Genomic DNA, 16180 nt, shown 5'->3' with positions numbered 1-16180 from the left:
CCCGGCGCCGGCCCATTGCTGACCGCTCCCTTGCCTCTCCGGACGATTTGTGGTCTTGGGAGCCCCTAAATCGCTTGTCCCAGCGAAAATCTCATTCCGGATCCCATCATCATGGCCAAGATCAATGGCAACGAAATCCGTCCCGGCTACGTCATCGAGCACGATGGCGGCCTGTGGGTGGCGGTCAGGACCAACACCGTCAAGCCCGGCAAGGGTGGCGCCTACAACCAGGTCGAACTGAAGAACCTGATCAACGGCACCAAGCTCAACGAGCGCTTCCGCTCGGCCGAGACGGTCGAACAGATCCGCCTCGACCTGAAGGATTTTTCCTTCCTCTACGAGCAGGACGACGCGCTGGTGTTCATGGACACCCAGAGCTACGAACAGCTCGAACTGAACAAGGATTTCGTCGGCGACCGCGCCGCCTTCCTGCAGGACGGCATGATGGTGACGGTCCAGCTCTATGAGGAGAGGCCGATCGGCATCTCGCTACCCGACTATGTGACCTTGACCATCACCGAGGCCGATCCGGTGGTGAAGGGCCAGACGGCGGCATCCTCGTACAAGCCGGCGGTGCTGGAGAACGGCATTCGCGTTCTGGTGCCGCCCTTCATCGGCGCTGGCGAACGCATCATCGTCGACACCAACGAAATCACTTACGTGCGCCGCGCCGACTAGAGCATGATCCCGAAAAGTTGCAGACTTTTCGGACAAGATCATGCGTGCAAAGACAAGCAGATGAAGCGGGGTCGCGATCCAATTTGAGTTGATCCGCCCCAGGCTTTTGGAGTTTCAACGATATGGCACGCTCAGCCCTTCTCAACGTCATGGTCCAGGCCGCAATGAAGGCCGGCCGCTCGCTGTCGCGCGACTTCGGCGAAGTCCAGAACCTGCAGGTCTCGATGAAGGGTCCGGGCGACTATGTCAGCCAGGCCGACCGCAAGGCCGAGGACATCGTCTTCGCCGAATTGTCGAAGGCGCGCCCGGGCTACGGCTTCCTGATGGAAGAGCGCGGCGCGGTCGCCGGCGACGACAGCCAGCACCGCTGGATCGTCGATCCGCTCGACGGCACCACCAATTTCCTGCACGGCATTCCGCTTTTCGCCGTCTCGATCGCGCTGGAGCGTCAGGGCCAGATCGTTGCCGGCGTGATCTACAATCCGGCCATGGACGAGCTCTATACGACCGAGCGCGGCGGCGGCGCCTTCCTGAACGACCGCCGCCTGCGCGTCGCCGGCCGCACCAAGCTCGTCGACGCCGTCATCGGTTGCGGCGTGCCGCATCTGGGGCGCGGCCAACACGGCAATTTCCTGATCGAGTTGCGCCACGTCATGGCCGAGGTTTCCGGCATCAGGCGCCTTGGCTCGGCCTCGCTCGACCTTGCCTATGTCGCCGCCGGCCGCATGGACGGCTTCTGGGAAATCGGCCTGTCGGCCTGGGACATCGCCGCCGGCCTGCTGTTGATCCGCGAAGCCGGCGGTTTCGTCTCGGACATGGATGGCGGGCAGGACATGCTGGACAACGGCTCCGTCGTCGCCGGCAACGAGGTCATCCAGCGCGCGTTGCTGAAGACGGTGAAAAAGCCCCTCGCACCCCGCTGAAGCCTTCCGCCGCGCTGAACAGCCGCAGTCGCAAAACCGCCATCTAAGCTTGAAATACTGTCCGGCGGTTGCCCAGATATGGGGTGACGCAGGACGATCGATGGCTGACACACCGCCGCAACTCGAAATCCCCTTTGTCGGGCGCTGGCATTACTCGCGCGCGGAGATGATCGCCGACGGCATTGTCCATGCTGTCGGCATCGTGCTGGCGATCGCGGCCGGCTCGGCGCTGCTGGCGCTGGCGGCGTTTCGGGTCGGACCCGGCGAGTACGTCGCCGCCGCCTTCTATGTCGTTTCGCTGCTCACCGTGCTCTCGGTGTCGCTGGCCTACAATCTGTGGCCGGTATCGTCACCGGCCAAATGGGTTTTGCGGCGCTTCGATCACGCCGCGATCTATCTTCTCATCGCCGCCACCTACACGCCTTTTCTGGCCCAGCTCGACGGCTCGCCGCTGGCCCACTGGATGATCGCGCTGGTCTGGATCGCGGCGACGACAGGCATCGCCATCAAGGTGTTCTTTCCCGGCCGTTTCGACCGGCTGGCGATCGTCTTCTATCTCGCCATCGGCTGGAGCGGGATCGTCCTGGTCAAGCCACTCGTCGCGACACTGCCGACGACCTCGATCGTGCTCATCGTCGCCGGTGGCGTCGTCTATTCCTGCGGCGTCATCTTCTTCGCCTGGAAGGGGCTGCGTTTCCACAACGCGCTGTGGCACGGCTTCGTCGTCACTGGAGCGGGCCTGCATCTGGCGGCCATGGTCGACTGCCTGGTGATTAACCGCTTCTGATCCGCTCGCGGCAATATTGCCAAGCGCCATTCAATTTGGTCACAATTCCGTTTAGAGTCGCCAACTACGTGATCGGCGGCGCTGGACCAATTCCAGGGAAAGTGTGAGCGGTTTCCCGTTCGGAATTGCGTAAAGGCAAATAGAGCATCGGAAACGGGGCACGGATGGCTTTTCTCAGATCCTTCGGCATGGGCAGGCGCTCCGACGTACTGATCTACGATCCGCATAAACTGTCGAGTCCGCAGGTGTTCCTGCTGACCATGGTCATCTTCCTGGCCATCGTCGCCTTCATTGCCGCCATCCTGACCCGCCAGATCTCGACGGCTTTCGTCACCAATCCCGGCCTCAACGGCCTGATCATCGGCGTGCTGGTGGTCGGCATCCTGCTCGCCTTCGCCCAGGTCGGAAGGCTGTTTCGCGAGGTGCGCTGGGTCAACTCCTTCCGCGCCGGCTCGGAAACCATCGAACCGGTGCTGCTGGCGCCGATGAAAGCCATGATCGGCCGTTCCTCGACCATGGCCTTCTCAACCTCTTCGATGCGCACAATGCTGGATTCCATCGCCACGCGCCTCGACGAAAGCCGCGACACCTCGCGCTACCTTGTCGGCCTGCTGGTGTTCCTCGGCCTGCTCGGCACCTTCTGGGGCTTGTTGAACACGATCGGTTCGATTCGCGAGACCATCGAGTCGCTCGACCCCGGCACGGGTGATGCCGCCGCGGTGCTCGATTCCCTGAAGCAGGGCCTGTCGGCGCCGTTGGCCGGCATGGGCACGGCCTTCTCATCCTCGCTGTTCGGCCTGTCCGGTTCGCTGGTGCTTGGCTTCCTCGATTTGCAGGCGGGCCGCGCCCAGACGCGCTTCTACACCGAGCTTGAGAACTGGCTGTCCTCGGTCACTGATCTCTCTTCCGACATCGTCGTCTCCGATCCGGCCAAGTCCGAACCGTCGGACGAAATCCGACTGTTGTCGGAGCGGCTGCGCAGCATGCAGGAGAATGGCGGCGGCTCCAATCCTCGTGTCGCCACCGCCATGGCCAATCTCGCCGACGGCATTTCCGGCCTGGTCAAGAACATGCGCTCCGAGCAGCAGATCATGCGCGACTGGGTCGAGGCCCAGTCCGATGAACAGAAGGCGATGCGCAACACGCTGGAAAAGATCGCCGACGCCCTGAAGAAGCCCGGGGTGCACTGACATGGCGCTTGCCAGGGGCCGGCGTACCGATCGCCGCATCGACTACTGGCCGGGCTTTGTCGACGCTTTGTCGACGCTGCTGCTCGCCATCATGTTCCTGCTCACCGTTTTCGTGTTGGCGCAGTTCCTGCTCGGCCGCGAAATCTCCGGCAAGGACACGGTGCTCAATCGCCTCAACTCGCAGATCAACGAACTGACCCAGCTTCTGGCCCTGGAGCGCTCGACGGCGCAGGACAAGGAGGATTCACTCGCCAACCTGCAGGCATCGCTGTCGGCGGCGGAGGCGGAGAAGAGCCGGCTCGAGCAATTGCTGGCGCAAGGTGCCGGCGCCGGCGACGCGGCCAACCAGCGTGCCGCGGAACTGGGCGGCGAACTCGACAGCCAGCGCCAGATCAGCCAGCAGGCACTGAGCCAGGTGGAGATCCTCAACCAGCAGATCGCCGCACTTCGCAAGCAGATCGGAGCACTCGAGGACGCGCTCAACGTTTCGGAGGCCCGCGACCGCGATTCCAACACCAAGATCGCCGATCTCGGCCGCCGCCTCAACGTCGCCCTGGCGCAGCGCGTGCAGGAATTGAACCGCTACCGCTCCGACTTCTTCGGACGCCTGCGCGAGATCCTCGCCGACCGCGAGAACATCCGCATTGTCGGCGACCGTTTTGTCTTCCAGTCGGAAGTGCTGTTCCCAACCGGCTCCGAGGTCATCAACGATGCCGGCAAGGTCGAGATGAAGAAGCTCGCCGACGCCATCATCGAGTTGCAGAAGGAGATTCCACCGGAGATCAACTGGGTGCTGCGTGTCGATGGCCACACCGACAACAAGCCGCTCTCCGGCACCGGCCGCTACCGCGACAATTGGGAGCTGTCGACGGCGCGTTCGACTTCGGTGGTCAAGTTCCTGATCGAGAACGGCGTGCCGGCCAACCGGCTGGTCGCCGCCGGCTTTGGCGAGTTCCAGCCGCTCGACCCCGCCGATACCGACGAGGCGCGCAACAAGAACCGCCGCATTGAACTGAAGCTCACCGAACGGTGATCCATCATCACGCGATGTCACGCGAATTTGTTCGACGGCTCAACTCTAGGGCGCAGACGGGCGCCGGCAAGGCCTGAAAAGATTATCTTTTTTTAATTACACTTCCCGCCGGAGCGCTCCTAGCCTGCCGCCCAGGGCCGAGAACCGCCGGCGATGCCTCCCATCGCGACGCGACGGAACCCGACGGCCCGCGGCTGGAAGGTAGACGAAAGAACCGCTGCCTTCCTCTTCTGGAGGAGACGCGACGATGCGCTCTTTTAACCCCACGCTCAGAACTGCAGCATTGACCGCATTCTTTATCGCCATTCCGCTCGCCGGCGCCTATGCCGCGGGCCATCACAAGGGCGCTCTCGACGCGACGGACCCGACAGACATGACCGGCCCGCGTGTCGAGGCTCTCATGCAACAGGTTCAGGGTGTCCACCAAGGCATCGTCGACGCCAGGCAGGCCAACAACATTACCCCGGCCGTGGCGGAGCGCCTGGAAATGCGCACCGCCCGCATCAACCAGGCAGCCGAGAAGATAGCCGCGTCGGATCACGGCAGGATACCGGTCGCGCAATATCATGAACTGCTGCGCCGTCTCGACAATGTCGACCAGCGGCTGAGGGTCGACACCGGCAGCGGCTTCCTGATGGGCGATGGTTCCGACGGCGGAAACTATCCGAACGGCTGAGGCCTCGGGAACGGTCCAAGAGGAAGGGACCACCTGGCGCCTTCGGGACCCCAATCCCGCGGGCGTCCTTTTTTCCTCGCTGGCCCAGTCTACCAACCAACCAAGCCTGCCTACCAACCGAGCCAGAGCGCGACCAGGGCGACCACCGCCGGCACGGTCTGGATGAACAGGATCTTGCGGCCGACCGTTGCCGCGCCATAGAGGCCGGCGATGGCCACGCACAACAGGAAGAAGACCTTGACCTGAAAACCGGCGGCGCCGAGGTAAAGCCCCCAGATCAGGCCGGCGGCGAGAAATCCGTTGTAGAGGCCCTGATTGGCGGCCAGCACCTTCGAGGCCTTGGCGAATTCCGGCGTCAGGCGGAATGTCTTGTGCCCGCGCGGCGTGTCCCAAAGCACCATCTCGAGATAGACGATGTAGACATGGATCAAGGCCACCAGCCCGACCAGGATGTTGCCGACCATTTGCTCCCCCTGCACGCGTCGCCCGCAGCATTTCATGTGTGGCATCGCCTGCGCAAGGTGCATCTGCTGGGAGGTATCTGAGGGTTGCCAACGCTTTTGCGTTGGTGTCTTTTCGCGCCGTCCTCAATCACGGAAGTCGCCATGTCCTTTCAGAAACTCGACGACCTCGGCCACAAGCTCGAAGCGCTTGAGCATGCACTGGCCATCCTCGGCGCTGACGAAGCGACGCATATGGCCGTCGGCGGCGGCGAGAAGCGTGCCGAGGCGATGGCGGCATTGGCCGGCATGTACCACACCAGGGCGACCGCACCGGAGATATCGGACTGGATCGCCGCCGCCGAAGCCGAGGCGCTCGACGACGAGCAGCGCGCGGCGCTCGGCGAACTGCGGCGGCAATACACCAACCTGACCTGCCTGCCTGTCGAATTCGTTGAACGCCAGACGACGGCGCGCATGCGTTGCGAGCAGCTGTGGCGCGACCTGCGCGCCAAGAACGATTGGGCCGGTTTCCAGCCGGCGCTCGAGGGTGTGGTGGCGCTGGTGCGCGAAGAGGCGGCTCTGCGCTCCGACGTGCTGGGCCTCGCCCCCTACGATGCGCTGATGGAGCAATTCGATCCCGGCAACCGCACCGCGGACATCACCCCGGTCTTCGCCGACCTGAAAGCCTTCCTCAAGGGATTCGTGCCGGAGGCACTGGCGATCCAGGAGGCGCGGCTGCGCAAGCATCCGCTGAAGCCGCTTTCGGGTACCTATGCGATCGACAAGCAGCGCGAACTCGGCCTTGCCATGATGGCAGCGGTCGGTTTCGACCTGACGCACGGCTCGCTGTCGGTGTCGCACCATCCCTTCTGCGGCGGCGTGCCCAGCGACGTGCGCATCACCACCCGCTACAAGACGTCCGATTTCCTGTCGGCGCTGATGGGTGTGCTGCACGAGACCGGCCACGCGCTCTATGAACAGAACCTGCCGAAGGCATGGTCGCACTGGCCGCTGGGCAAGGCGCGCGGCATGGCCGTGCATGAAAGCCAGAGCCTGTTCGTCGAAAAGCAGGTCGGCCGCAATCCCGCCTTCTGGAGCTGGGCGCTGCCGGTGGTGGAAAAGCATCTCGGCGAGGCCTGGTCGCTCGACGATCTCCTGCCGCACGTGCATCGCGTCGAGCGCGGCCTGATCCGCGTCGACGCCGACGAGGTGACCTATCCCCTGCATGTCATCCTGCGCTACGAGCTGGAGCAGGAGCTGGTCTCGGGCAGGCTGGAGGTGGCTGATCTCCCCGAAGCGTGGGACGCCAAAATGCGCGACTATCTCGGCCTTTCCACCATAGACAATCCGGCCGACGGGCCGATGCAGGACGTGCATTGGCCGGGCGCCGCCTTCGGCTACTTCCCGTCCTACACGCTGGGCGCGATGATGGCGGCGCAGCAATGGGCCGCGCTGACCAGGGAACACCCTTCCGCCGACGACGACCTGGCGAAAGGGAATTTCGCTGCCATCAACGACTGGCGCCGCGAGAAGATATGGTCGCAGGGGTCGCGCTGGTCGACACCGGGCCTGCTCGAGCGCGCCACCGGCGAAAAGCTCAATGCCGTGTATTTCGTCAATCACCTGAAGCAGCGCTACGGCGGATGAAATCGGCCATCGTGCCATCCGGATTCGGCAGACGGTAACAGCCCGCCGTAACCTACTCCGCCGCGCCCCTGAAGGCGCTGGCGCCGGTCTCGAACTGCAGCTTGGCCAGCCTGGCATAAATGCCGCCCTTGGCCACCAGGCTCTGATGCGTGCCTTCCTCGACGATGCGGCCGCCATCCATGACCAGGATCCTGTCGGCCTTCAGCACCGTTGCCAGCCGGTGGGCGATGACGATGGTGGTGCGGCCCTGCATCAGCCGCTCCAGCGCCGTCTGCACCAGCGTCTCGCTTTCGGCGTCGAGCGCCGACGTCGCTTCGTCGAGCAGCAGGATCGGTGCGTCGCGCAGGATGGCGCGGGCGATCGCCACGCGTTGGCGCTGGCCGCCGGACAGCGTCACGCCGCGCTCGCCGACCTGGCTGTCATAGCCGTTCTCGAGCTTCAGGATGAATTCGTCTGCCAGCGCGTCCTTCGCGGCCGCCTCGATCTCGGCATTGCCCGCACCCGGCCGGCCGAAGCCGATATTGTCTCGCGCGCTCGCCGCGAAGATGGTGACGTCCTGCGGCACGATGGCGATGCGCTCGCGAACAGCGACTGGATCGGCCTCGCGCACGTCGACGCCGTCGATCAGGATCTTGCCGGTTTCGGGATCGTAGAAACGCAGGATCAGCGAAAACACCGTGCTCTTGCCGGCCCCCGAAGGACCGACGATGGCCACCGTCTCGCCGGGCATGACCTGAAAACTCAAGCCGTGGACGGCGGCGCGGTCGGGCCTTGCCGGATAGGAGAAGGAGACGTCGTCGAAGACGATCGCGCCCTTGGCAACCGACGGCAACGGCTTCGGATCGGCCGGCGCCTGGATCGCCGGCTTCTCGGCGAGGATCTCGGTCAGCCGTTCGGCCGCACCAGCAGCCTGGGCAAGTTCGCCCCAGACTTCCGACAGCGCGCCGAGCGCACCGGCGGCGAACACCGAATAGAGCAGGAACTGGCCAAGCGTGCCTGGTGACAGATTGCCGTCGAGCACATCGCGCGAGCCGAACCACAGCACCGCCACGACAGACGAGAAGATGGTGAAAATGGCAAAGAAGGTGAGGAAGGAGCGTGCGAAGATCGAAGCGCGTGCAGCCTCGAAGGCAGCCTCCACCGCGCCCGAAAACCGCCCGGTGACCAGCTTCTCATTGGTGAAGGCCTGCAGCGTGCGCACCGCGCCGATCTGCTCGCTGGCATAGGCTGTCGCCTCGGCAAGCGTGTCCTGCGCCTGCCTTGACTTGCGCCGCACCGAGCGGCCGAAGGCGACCAGGGGCAGCACGATGATGGGAATGGCTGCGATGACTAGGCCGGACAGTTTCGGGCTGGTGATGACCATCATTCCCACCGCGCCGAGGCCGAGGATGACGTTGCGCAACGCGACCGAGGCCGTGGCGCCGACCGCCGATTTGACCTGCGTGGTATCGGCGGCGAGCCGCGAGACGATCTCGCCCGACTGCGCTGTGTCGAAGAAGGCAGGCGACAGCGTCGTCACATGGGCAAAGACATCGCGCCTGATATTGGCGACGACGCGTTCACCCAGCGTGATGACGAAATAATAGCGGCAGGCCGATGCCGCCGCCAGCATGGCGGCCATCGCCACCAGCGCGGCAAAGTATTCGGCGATGAAGGTGGTGCTGGATGACGAAAAACCGTGGTCGATCATGCGCCGTACGGCCAGCGGCAGCGCCAATGTCGTTGCCGCCGCGATGGCCAGCGAGATGAGGGCGCCGACGACCAGCGTGCGATATTGCGTGATATAGGGGAACAGGCGTCTGAGCGGCTTGAGCGAGCGTCGGCGCTCGTCTGCGCTGCTTGATTGCGCCATCTCGGTGTTTCCTCTAGCCGCTTCAGCTCTAGGCGTCGCAATATGCGCTTGCCGCGGCCTTGTGATTCAATTCCGCCTGATGTATAGGCTCGCCGACCGTTTTAGAAGCCGTGGCTCCTCAATAGCTGCGGCTTCGAGTTTTAAAAAGAGGCGCATCGACGCAGGCTCATGCCCGTCAGCCGCGCCGGCAAGCCAGGAACCGAGCCATGAAGAGCGCTATCCATCCCGACTACCACACCATCAAGGTCGTCATGACCGACGGCACCGAGTACACGACCCGTTCGACCTGGGGCAAGGAAGGCGATACGATGAACCTCGATATCGACCCGACCACCCACCCGGCCTGGACCGGCGGCCAGCAGACCCTGCTCGACCGCGGCGGCCGCCTGTCGAAGTTCAAGAAGCGCTTCGAAGGTTTCGGCCTCTAAGCCAAACAAGGCTTGCAGATCAAAACCCGCCCTTGTGGCGGGTTTTTTGTTGCTACCGACGTAGATCGCCTAGGGCTGACGCTTGGCCCACCTCCCCCTTGTGGGGAGGTCGGACCGAAGGTCCGGGTGGGGGTCTGCGCCGCCCCCACCCCGCTGCTTCGCAGCGACCCTCCCCACGAGGGGGAGGGTGAGAGAGCATCCTACCCGGCCAGCAGTTCCCTGAGCGCCATGCGCTTGTAGGCGGCGACCAGCCTGTCGCCCTCCTGCCGCTCGACCGAGATGGCCAGCCGCACCGCCGCCTCGCCCATTTGCCAGACCAGAAACGCCGTGGTTTCCAGGGCGACAGGGTCGGCGTCTGGACGCAATTGCTTCAGCACCGCGACGAGGAACTCCGCATTGGCCCGGCTGTCGGCGAGTTCGAGTTGGCGCAGCGCCTTGTCGGCCTGCGTGCCCGACCAGATGTCGCGCATCACCGGCTCTGCCAGGAACAGCCCGTAATAGATATCGACCAGGTCCGAGAAAGCCCGCCGCAGCCCTTCGGCATCGCCGACATTGGCGAGTGCCGCTGAAATGCAGGCCTGGCTCTCGGCCGTGTAGCGCTCGGCCAGCGCCCAGATGATCGCCCGCTTGTCGGGAAAGAACTGGTAGAGCGAGCCGATCGACACCCCTGCCCGCTCCGCCACCTCGCCCATGCGCATGGCGTCGCTGCCTTGCTCGGTGATCAGCGCCGAGGCCGCGGCCAGCATGCGCTCCACCCGCTCGCGGCTGCGCTGCTGGCTTGGCGCCCGCCGTGGCGAAGCCATCTGCTCGTTGGCCGGCGTGCCTTCCATGGACTGTCTCCAATAACGCATTCGGCACAATCGCCGGGGAAATGGCTTGACTCGCAAAATACGAGGGTTTATCACGTTTTGCAAATGTGAGGATTACTCATGTTTTGAAACGAAGGAAAACCACCATGACCGACACCAAACCAATCCTGATCCTCGGCGGCACCGGCAAGACCGGCCGCCGTCTTGCTGAACGGCTTACGGCGCGCGGCATTCCGGTACGGATCGGCTCCCGTTCCGGCACGCCGCGCTTCGACTGGGAAGCTCCGGCAAGCTGGACTCCCGCACTCGAGGGCGTCAGCGCGGTCTACATCAGCTATTATCCCGACATTGCCGTGCCGGGTGCCGCCGAAGTGATCGGTGCCTTCACCCGCCTTGCCGTGGAGCATGGCGTTCGCCGGCTGGTGCTGTTGTCGGGCCGCGGCGAAACGGAAGCCCAGCGCGCCGAAGAGATGCTGAAGGCTTCCGGGGCTGATTGGACGATCCTGCGCTGCGCCTGGTTCTCGCAGAATTTCAGCGAAGGCTTTCTCGTCGAGCCGCTGCTGGCAGGCGAGGTGGCACTGCCGGTCGGACCTGTCGGCGAACCCTTTGTCGATGTCGACGACATCGCCGACGCCGCCGAAGCGGTGCTGACCCAGCCCGGTCATATCGGCCAGCTCTATGAGCTCACGGGGCCGCGGCTTTTGAGCTTCGCAGACGCGGTCACCGAAATTGCCAAGGCGGCGGGACGCGACATCCGCTTTGTCAGAATTTCGCACGACGAGTTCACCACCGCTGTCGCCTCGCATGAACTGCCACCCGAATTCGTCTGGCTGCTCGATGAACTGTTCACCCAAGTGCTCGACGGCCGCAACGAGTCGCTCACCGACGGTATCCAGCGCGTGCTCGGCCGCGCGCCGAAAGACTTTTCCGTCTACGCAACCGAAACCGCCGCTAGCCTGGTCTGGAGCAACTGAGATGATCAAGCTTCTTCCCGCCCTCACCATCATTGCCGCGATCGGCTCGGGCCTCGTCGCCGGCGTGTTCTTCGCCTTTTCCAATTTCGTCATGGCAGCACTTGCCCGGCTGCCTGTCCCGCAAGGCATCGCGGCGATGAATTCGATCAACATCACGGTGATCACGCCGACTTTCATGACGGCGCTTTTCGGTACCGGCCTGCTCTGTCTGGTGCTTATCGCCGCCGCCATCATGGGCTGGGCCCAGTCCGGCTCGTACTGGCTATTCGCCGGCGCGGTGATCTACGTGATCGGCAACCCGATCGTGACCATGGTCTTCAACGTGCCGCTCAACGATGCGCTTGCCGCCGTCGACCCGGCCAGCAGCAACGGCGCCGCCGTGTGGGCGAACCATCTGAGCCAATGGGTGATGTGGAACCACATCCGCACCATCACCGCCATCGTGGCGATGGCCTGCTTTATCTTCGCATTGCTCTGAACGAGACGCTTACGAAACACACTCGGACCCCGTCTCAGGCGGGGTCTTTTTGCGCATGTCCCTTCGACGTGTGGCCCTTGCGATCGGAATGACCGAGATCGCGATCCGGGTCGATCACGTCGCGCACCAGCTGCTTGAGCTTTGCCGCATCCGGAAAACCGCCATCGCGCTTGCGGTCCCAGACCAGCACGTCGTTGCAGGAGACGGTGAAGACGCCGCCTGTGCCGGGCACCAGCGTCACCTCGCCGAGATCGGTGCCGAAGGTGGAGAGCAGCTCCTGCGCCATCCAGCCGGCGCGCAGCAGCCACTGGCACTGCGTGCAATAGGTGATGCGGATGGCGGGCAACGCTGTCATTTTACCACTACGGTCGTTCTTGCCAGCCGGTCGTAGATGGGATCGTGCCTTCTCGCAAGTGAGACCATGATCCAGATCGCCCAGGCCGCGCACGCAACACCGGCAATGATCATCAGCAGCAAGTAGGATCGTGAAGTCATCAGTGCTTCGAGCTGAGCGGGGTCTCTGACCAGCACGACAGTGCCAACCCCGAGCATCAGTATCGGAACAAGGCCCCCATAGGTGGCGACCTGGCGCAACAGGGCCCGACCGAAGGGAACGCCTATACTGCCGGGATTCTCCCTGTCGACAACCCTGATCCCTGTCGCGCGCTTGCCAAACGTCCCTCCGGTCTTCCACTCCATGCAAGCCATGTACGCAAGCAGTGCCAGGATGGCGATCCAGGTTACATCGAAGACGCCATAGATCGGCCTGCCGTCCGCATCAAGCCAGTATTCCCGAAAGAAGCTGGTCTTGGAATGGCCTTCTACGGTCGTCTTCGCGACGACTAGCTTGCGCTCGGTGACAAGGCCGAGGAGGGACGACCGGCAATCCTCGATCGAATTAAAGCCTTCCGGCGGCGCCGGCTGGAGGCCCTCCGGAAGCACATCAAGTGAATTGCAAACAGTGGTCTTGAAGCCAAAGCTTCCCTGGATCTGGCCGTTGGTCAGGCCAAATAGAACGGCAACGACCACTTGCAGCGGAATGAGCACCAAGGCTGCATCACATAACAACGCTCCAAAACGCCGCCAAAAGCCGGCACGAGGGCGCGCCAAAATGCTGTCCCGAGGCATCTCGGCCCTGGTTCCACCAATTGTCATCGCTTCCCCCCAGTCAAACCGGGGCGATGCTGGACAATTCAAACAGGGTTTTCAATCGCGCAAGGCGACAATATTTCGAAACTCACGCCGCGCTGAGCTTGGCCAAGGTCTCGTCGTCGACCTCGAAATTGGCGTAGACGCTTTGCACGTCGTCGTCGTCCTCGAGCGTGGCGACCAGCTTCATCAGCGACTGTGCCCGTTCCTCATCGACCGGGACGTTGGTCTGCGGCCGCCAGATCAGCTTCACCGATTCCGCCTCGCCGAGCGCGGTTTCCAGCGCCTTCGACACCTCGCCGAGATTCTCGAAGGCGCAATAGATCGTGTGGCCTTCCTCGTCGGATTCGACATCGTCGGCGCCGGCTTCGATCGCCGCTTCCATGACCTTGTCGGCGCTGCCGGCCGATGCCGGATAGTAGATCTCGCCGACACGGTCCCACATGAAGGATACCGAGCCGGTTTCGCCCATCGCGCCGCCGGCCTTGGTGAAGGCGGCGCGCACATTCGACGCCGAGCGGTTGCGGTTGTCGGTCAAGGCCTCGACGATGACGGCGACGCCACCTGGGCCATAGCCTTCATAGCGCACAGCCTCGTAGTTCTCGGCATCGCCCATCGAGGCCTTGTTGATGGCGCGCTGGATATTGTCCTTCGGCATCGACACGGCCTTGGCGTTCTGGATCGCCAGCCGCAGGCGTGGATTCATCGATGGATCAGGCGTGCCGCTCTTGGCGGCAACGGTTATTTCGCGTGCCAGCTTGGAAAACATTTTCGAGCGCACCGCGTCCTGACGGCCCTTGCGGTGCATGATGTTCTTGAACTGCGAATGGCCAGCCATGGCACCCCTGTCGTCTTCTCGGCTAGAGCATCCTGCAGCCAGGTGGATCACCTTGCCCTTCGCAAAAATGCTCGAATTCAAAATTTCAGAGCGTCCCAGGTGCAACCCACGGAAGCACGGCGTTCTCTGTCGGAATGGCCGGCTTATAGATAAATCGGCTCAATTCGTCCAGCGCGCCGTGTTGCGGCGATCCCCTGCAACGCCTTATGCCTCCAGATCGGACTTCAGCCGGTCGATGATGCTGAGTGCATGGCCGGCATACTGGCTGATCCAGCGATCATGGATCTGCTTGATCGGCAGGGAATTGAGATGGTTCCAGCGTTCGCGTCCGTCACGGCGCGCAACGATCAGCCCGGCCTCCTCCAGCACCTTGAGATGCAGCATGACGGTGCAGCGGTCGATGTCGGGGAAGGCATCGCACAGCATGCCGGTGGTCTTCGGCTCGTCCTTCAGCTGATCCAGCATTTCGCGCCGGCGCGGATGCGCCAGCGCCTTGAAAACATTGTCATCTTGCGATCGGCTTGACATGTTATGTTTATATAACATATCCTTGAGCCGATCAAGCAAGGAGCTGTGGATATGTCCCTTGGATTCCGGGTTTCAGGACGCATTGGCAGGCCGGTCGCCGAAGTCTTCGACGCTGTCGTCAATCCGAAGAAGCTGAGCGGCTATTTCACCACCATCGGCGGCGCCAGCGCGCCGCTGGAAACCGGCATTGGCGTCGTCTGGTGGGGCAAGGTGCCAGTCGAGGTCGACGAGGTGGTCAAGGACAGCCGCATCGTGCTGCGCTGGGACGCCACCGATGCCGACGGCAAGCCGGCCCACAAGACCCGCATCGAGATGAATTTCGAACCGCTGGACGATGGCGGCACCTTCGTCACCATTGCCGAGAGCGGCTGGCAGGAAGGCGCGGTCGGCTTGAAGAAATCCTACCTCAACTGCGAGGGCTGGTCGCAGATGCTGGCCTGCATGAAGGCCTATGTCGAATACGGCATCAATCTGCGTGACGGCTACTACCGCAGCGAGATGAAGGGCGAACCCGCCAACGAGACCAATGTTTAAGCAACGGAGCCAGCAATGACTGCAAAAATCAGCGGAGGCATCAACATCGCCATGAAGGTGCCGCCGCACCAGTACCAGGCAACAATCGCCTTCTACCGCGACGTCATCGGCCTGAAGCCGTTTACCGCCAAGACACCGGCCATCGGCTTCGAGCTCGGTCCAAACCGGCTGTGGATCGATGAAGCGCCAATGTCGAGTCAGGCCGAGGTCTGGCTGGAACTGTTCACCAGTGACTTTTCAGTCGCCGCCGCCCAGCTCGCCGAGGCCGGTGTCGTGCGGTGCGATGCCATCGAGCCCCTGGGCGAGGGCTTTCGTGGCGGCTGGATCACCAATCCTGCCAACATCGTTCACATGGTTCGCGAACCCGACGCCTGGTAAGCGCAAGGCCCACGGCGGACCAGCCTCAATGCCCGTCGCCGGATTTCGCTTTCCTGCGCCGCCGTGCCAGCATGTTGAGCCCCTCGACCAGCGCCGAGAAACCCATCGCCGCGTAGATGTAGCCCTTCGGCACATGGTAGCCCATGCCGTCGGCGATCAGCGTCATGCCGATCATCAACAGGAAGCCCAGCGCCAGCATGACGATGCTGGGGTTCCTGGCGATGAAGTTGGCAAGCGGCCCCGCCGCCAGCATCATCACGGTGACGGCCACGATCACCGCGATGTACATGATGGCGATCTCGTCGGTCATGCCGACGGCGGTGATGATGGAATCGATCGAGAAGACCAGGTCGAGCAGTAGGATCTGGAAGATCGCGCCGGCCAGCGAGATCTTGAGCGTCTCGCCCAGCATCGTGTCCTGATGGTCGTCCGGATCGACGGTATGATGGATTTCCTTCGTCGCCTTCCACACCAGGAACAGGCCGCCGGCAATCAGGATCAGGTCGCGCCAGGAGAAGCCATGGTCGAATGCCGTGAACACCGGCGTCGTCAGCTGGACGATGACCGAAATGGTGGCCAGCAGCACCAGCCGCATGACCAGTGCCGCCGAGATGCCGAGCCGGCGGGCGCGGGCCCGTTGCGCCTCAGGCAGCTTGTTGGTCAGGATCGAGATGAAGATCAGATTGTCGATGCCGAGCACGATCTCCAGCACCACCAGCGTCAGCAACGCGACCCAGGCCGTTGGGTCGGATACAAAGTGAAAATGCGGCGCCAGGAACTCAATGAGCTGCATGGAGGTCGTCCCCTCTACGATCTAGAGCAGTGTCGCCGGCAG

20 protein-coding genes are annotated in these 16180 nt (G+C 63.3%); 12 read left to right on the top strand and 8 right to left on the bottom strand.

Features of this window, described 5'->3' with window-relative positions; all coding sequences use genetic code 11:
* Positions 1–111: 111 nt before the first annotated feature.
* From efp to AC07UC_RS07300, 6 genes are all read left to right on the top strand, one after another.
* Positions 112–678, top strand: coding sequence for an elongation factor P (efp, locus tag AC07UC_RS07325; RefSeq protein WP_019861758.1), 567 nt, complete (start codon positions 112–114; stop codon positions 676–678).
* A 122-nt stretch (positions 679–800) separates the two neighbouring features.
* Positions 801–1601: an inositol monophosphatase family protein gene (locus tag AC07UC_RS07320; RefSeq protein ID WP_202325548.1), complete on the top strand. Its 801-nt coding sequence runs from the start codon at positions 801–803 to the stop codon at positions 1599–1601.
* Between the two features lie 100 nt (positions 1602–1701).
* Positions 1702–2388 (top strand): PAQR family membrane homeostasis protein TrhA, encoded by a 687-nt coding sequence (trhA, locus tag AC07UC_RS07315; RefSeq protein ID WP_494904881.1) that lies wholly within the window; start codon positions 1702–1704, stop codon positions 2386–2388.
* A gap of 164 nt (positions 2389–2552) precedes the next feature.
* Positions 2553–3578, top strand: a complete 1026-nt coding sequence (locus AC07UC_RS07310; RefSeq protein WP_140776499.1) for a MotA/TolQ/ExbB proton channel family protein — start codon at positions 2553–2555, stop codon at positions 3576–3578.
* A 1-nt stretch (position 3579) separates the two neighbouring features.
* A complete protein-coding gene (locus AC07UC_RS07305) occupies positions 3580–4611 on the top strand; it encodes a peptidoglycan -binding protein (protein ID WP_140776501.1) in 1032 nt (343 codons plus the stop codon).
* Positions 4612–4858: 247 nt separating this feature from the next.
* Positions 4859–5287 (top strand): hypothetical protein, encoded by a 429-nt coding sequence (locus AC07UC_RS07300; RefSeq protein ID WP_494904878.1) that lies wholly within the window; start codon positions 4859–4861, stop codon positions 5285–5287.
* A 110-nt stretch (positions 5288–5397) separates the two neighbouring features.
* On the opposite strand, the gene AC07UC_RS07295 is transcribed toward AC07UC_RS07300, so the two are convergent.
* The gene (locus AC07UC_RS07295) at positions 5398–5751 is read right to left on the bottom strand and encodes a DUF1304 domain-containing protein (RefSeq protein ID WP_494904877.1); all 354 of its coding nucleotides are present in this window, start codon (positions 5749–5751) and stop codon (positions 5398–5400) included.
* Between the two features lie 141 nt (positions 5752–5892).
* Here AC07UC_RS07295 and AC07UC_RS07290 point away from each other — a divergent pair, with 141 nt between their 5' ends.
* The gene (locus AC07UC_RS07290; RefSeq protein WP_494904875.1) at positions 5893–7377 is read left to right on the top strand and encodes a carboxypeptidase M32; all 1485 of its coding nucleotides are present in this window, start codon (positions 5893–5895) and stop codon (positions 7375–7377) included.
* Between the two features lie 52 nt (positions 7378–7429).
* On the opposite strand, the gene AC07UC_RS07285 is transcribed toward AC07UC_RS07290, so the two are convergent.
* Entirely contained in the window at positions 7430–9229 is a 1800-nt protein-coding gene (locus AC07UC_RS07285) for an ABC transporter transmembrane domain-containing protein (protein ID WP_202325544.1), read from the bottom strand.
* Positions 9230–9435: 206 nt separating this feature from the next.
* Here AC07UC_RS07285 and rpmE point away from each other — a divergent pair, with 206 nt between their 5' ends.
* Positions 9436–9657 carry a 50S ribosomal protein L31 gene (gene rpmE, locus AC07UC_RS07280; protein ID WP_010912060.1) on the top strand — a complete coding sequence of 74 codons (222 nt, stop codon included), beginning with the start codon at positions 9436–9438 and terminating at the stop codon, positions 9655–9657.
* Between the two features lie 200 nt (positions 9658–9857).
* Here rpmE and AC07UC_RS07275 read toward each other — a convergent pair whose 3' ends face one another.
* Entirely contained in the window at positions 9858–10487 is a 630-nt protein-coding gene (locus AC07UC_RS07275; protein WP_494904872.1) for a TetR family transcriptional regulator, read from the bottom strand.
* Between the two features lie 125 nt (positions 10488–10612).
* Between AC07UC_RS07275 and AC07UC_RS07270 the strand changes: the two genes are divergently transcribed.
* Both AC07UC_RS07270 and AC07UC_RS07265 read left to right on the top strand, forming a co-directional pair.
* Positions 10613–11440, top strand: coding sequence for an NAD(P)H-binding protein (locus tag AC07UC_RS07270; RefSeq protein ID WP_494904870.1), 828 nt, complete (start codon positions 10613–10615; stop codon positions 11438–11440).
* A gap of 1 nt (position 11441) precedes the next feature.
* Positions 11442–11918 carry an anthrone oxygenase family protein gene (locus AC07UC_RS07265; protein ID WP_202325541.1) on the top strand — a complete coding sequence of 159 codons (477 nt, stop codon included), beginning with the start codon at positions 11442–11444 and terminating at the stop codon, positions 11916–11918.
* 34 nt (positions 11919–11952) lie between these two features.
* Here AC07UC_RS07265 and AC07UC_RS07260 read toward each other — a convergent pair whose 3' ends face one another.
* From AC07UC_RS07260 to AC07UC_RS07245, 4 genes are all read right to left on the bottom strand, one after another.
* Positions 11953–12273, bottom strand: a complete 321-nt coding sequence (locus AC07UC_RS07260; RefSeq protein WP_202325540.1) for an Rdx family protein — start codon at positions 12271–12273, stop codon at positions 11953–11955.
* Positions 12270–13073, bottom strand: coding sequence for an RDD family protein (locus AC07UC_RS07255; RefSeq protein WP_494904868.1), 804 nt, complete (start codon positions 13071–13073; stop codon positions 12270–12272). Before AC07UC_RS07255 ends, AC07UC_RS07260 begins: the two co-directional genes overlap by 4 nt.
* Before the next feature lie 82 nt (positions 13074–13155).
* Positions 13156–13905, bottom strand: coding sequence for a YebC/PmpR family DNA-binding transcriptional regulator (locus AC07UC_RS07250; RefSeq protein ID WP_140776519.1), 750 nt, complete (start codon positions 13903–13905; stop codon positions 13156–13158).
* Positions 13906–14109: 204 nt separating this feature from the next.
* Positions 14110–14433, bottom strand: coding sequence for an ArsR/SmtB family transcription factor (locus tag AC07UC_RS07245; protein ID WP_140776521.1), 324 nt, complete (start codon positions 14431–14433; stop codon positions 14110–14112).
* A gap of 51 nt (positions 14434–14484) precedes the next feature.
* On the opposite strand from AC07UC_RS07245, the gene AC07UC_RS07240 reads away from it, so the two are divergent.
* Positions 14485–14967, top strand: a complete 483-nt coding sequence (locus tag AC07UC_RS07240) for an SRPBCC domain-containing protein (protein WP_494904865.1) — start codon at positions 14485–14487, stop codon at positions 14965–14967.
* A gap of 15 nt (positions 14968–14982) precedes the next feature.
* Positions 14983–15345, top strand: coding sequence for a VOC family protein (locus AC07UC_RS07235; protein ID WP_494904863.1), 363 nt, complete (start codon positions 14983–14985; stop codon positions 15343–15345).
* 25 nt (positions 15346–15370) lie between these two features.
* Here AC07UC_RS07235 and AC07UC_RS07230 read toward each other — a convergent pair whose 3' ends face one another.
* Entirely contained in the window at positions 15371–16138 is a 768-nt protein-coding gene (locus AC07UC_RS07230) for a TerC family protein (RefSeq protein ID WP_140776527.1), read from the bottom strand.
* Positions 16139–16180 lie beyond the last annotated feature (42 nt).

Source organism: Mesorhizobium sp. GW821-FHT04C10 (assembly GCF_059420305.1).
The sequence above is the reverse complement of the archived record's forward strand: the minus strand, read 5'-3'. Positions and strand labels throughout refer to the sequence as shown.

Bases quoted from the DNA above. Each gene is read 5' to 3' on its own strand.
- AC07UC_RS07305 (WP_140776501.1), top strand. From the start codon at position 3,580: ATGGCGCTTGCCAGGGGCCGGCGTACCGATCGCCGCATCGACTACTGG.
- AC07UC_RS07300 (WP_494904878.1), top strand. From the start codon at position 4,859: ATGCGCTCTTTTAACCCCACGCTCAGAACTGCAGCATTGACCGCATTC.
- AC07UC_RS07260 (WP_202325540.1), bottom strand. From the start codon at position 12,273: ATGACAGCGTTGCCCGCCATCCGCATCACCTATTGCACGCAGTGCCAG.
- AC07UC_RS07290 (WP_494904875.1), top strand. From the start codon at position 5,893: ATGTCCTTTCAGAAACTCGACGACCTCGGCCACAAGCTCGAAGCGCTT.
- AC07UC_RS07270 (WP_494904870.1), top strand. From the start codon at position 10,613: ATGACCGACACCAAACCAATCCTGATCCTCGGCGGCACCGGCAAGACC.
- AC07UC_RS07275 (WP_494904872.1), bottom strand. From the start codon at position 10,487: ATGGAAGGCACGCCGGCCAACGAGCAGATGGCTTCGCCACGGCGGGCG.
- AC07UC_RS07235 (WP_494904863.1), top strand. From the start codon at position 14,983: ATGACTGCAAAAATCAGCGGAGGCATCAACATCGCCATGAAGGTGCCG.
- AC07UC_RS07255 (WP_494904868.1), bottom strand. From the start codon at position 13,073: ATGACAATTGGTGGAACCAGGGCCGAGATGCCTCGGGACAGCATTTTG.
- AC07UC_RS07285 (WP_202325544.1), bottom strand. From the start codon at position 9,229: ATGGCGCAATCAAGCAGCGCAGACGAGCGCCGACGCTCGCTCAAGCCG.
- AC07UC_RS07245 (WP_140776521.1), bottom strand. From the start codon at position 14,433: ATGTCAAGCCGATCGCAAGATGACAATGTTTTCAAGGCGCTGGCGCAT.
- AC07UC_RS07295 (WP_494904877.1), bottom strand. From the start codon at position 5,751: ATGGTCGGCAACATCCTGGTCGGGCTGGTGGCCTTGATCCATGTCTAC.
- trhA (WP_494904881.1), top strand. From the start codon at position 1,702: ATGGCTGACACACCGCCGCAACTCGAAATCCCCTTTGTCGGGCGCTGG.
- rpmE (WP_010912060.1), top strand. From the start codon at position 9,436: ATGAAGAGCGCTATCCATCCCGACTACCACACCATCAAGGTCGTCATG.
- AC07UC_RS07320 (WP_202325548.1), top strand. From the start codon at position 801: ATGGCACGCTCAGCCCTTCTCAACGTCATGGTCCAGGCCGCAATGAAG.
- AC07UC_RS07265 (WP_202325541.1), top strand. From the start codon at position 11,442: ATGATCAAGCTTCTTCCCGCCCTCACCATCATTGCCGCGATCGGCTCG.
- AC07UC_RS07310 (WP_140776499.1), top strand. From the start codon at position 2,553: ATGGCTTTTCTCAGATCCTTCGGCATGGGCAGGCGCTCCGACGTACTG.
- AC07UC_RS07240 (WP_494904865.1), top strand. From the start codon at position 14,485: ATGTCCCTTGGATTCCGGGTTTCAGGACGCATTGGCAGGCCGGTCGCC.
- AC07UC_RS07230 (WP_140776527.1), bottom strand. From the start codon at position 16,138: ATGCAGCTCATTGAGTTCCTGGCGCCGCATTTTCACTTTGTATCCGAC.
- AC07UC_RS07250 (WP_140776519.1), bottom strand. From the start codon at position 13,905: ATGGCTGGCCATTCGCAGTTCAAGAACATCATGCACCGCAAGGGCCGT.
- efp (WP_019861758.1), top strand. From the start codon at position 112: ATGGCCAAGATCAATGGCAACGAAATCCGTCCCGGCTACGTCATCGAG.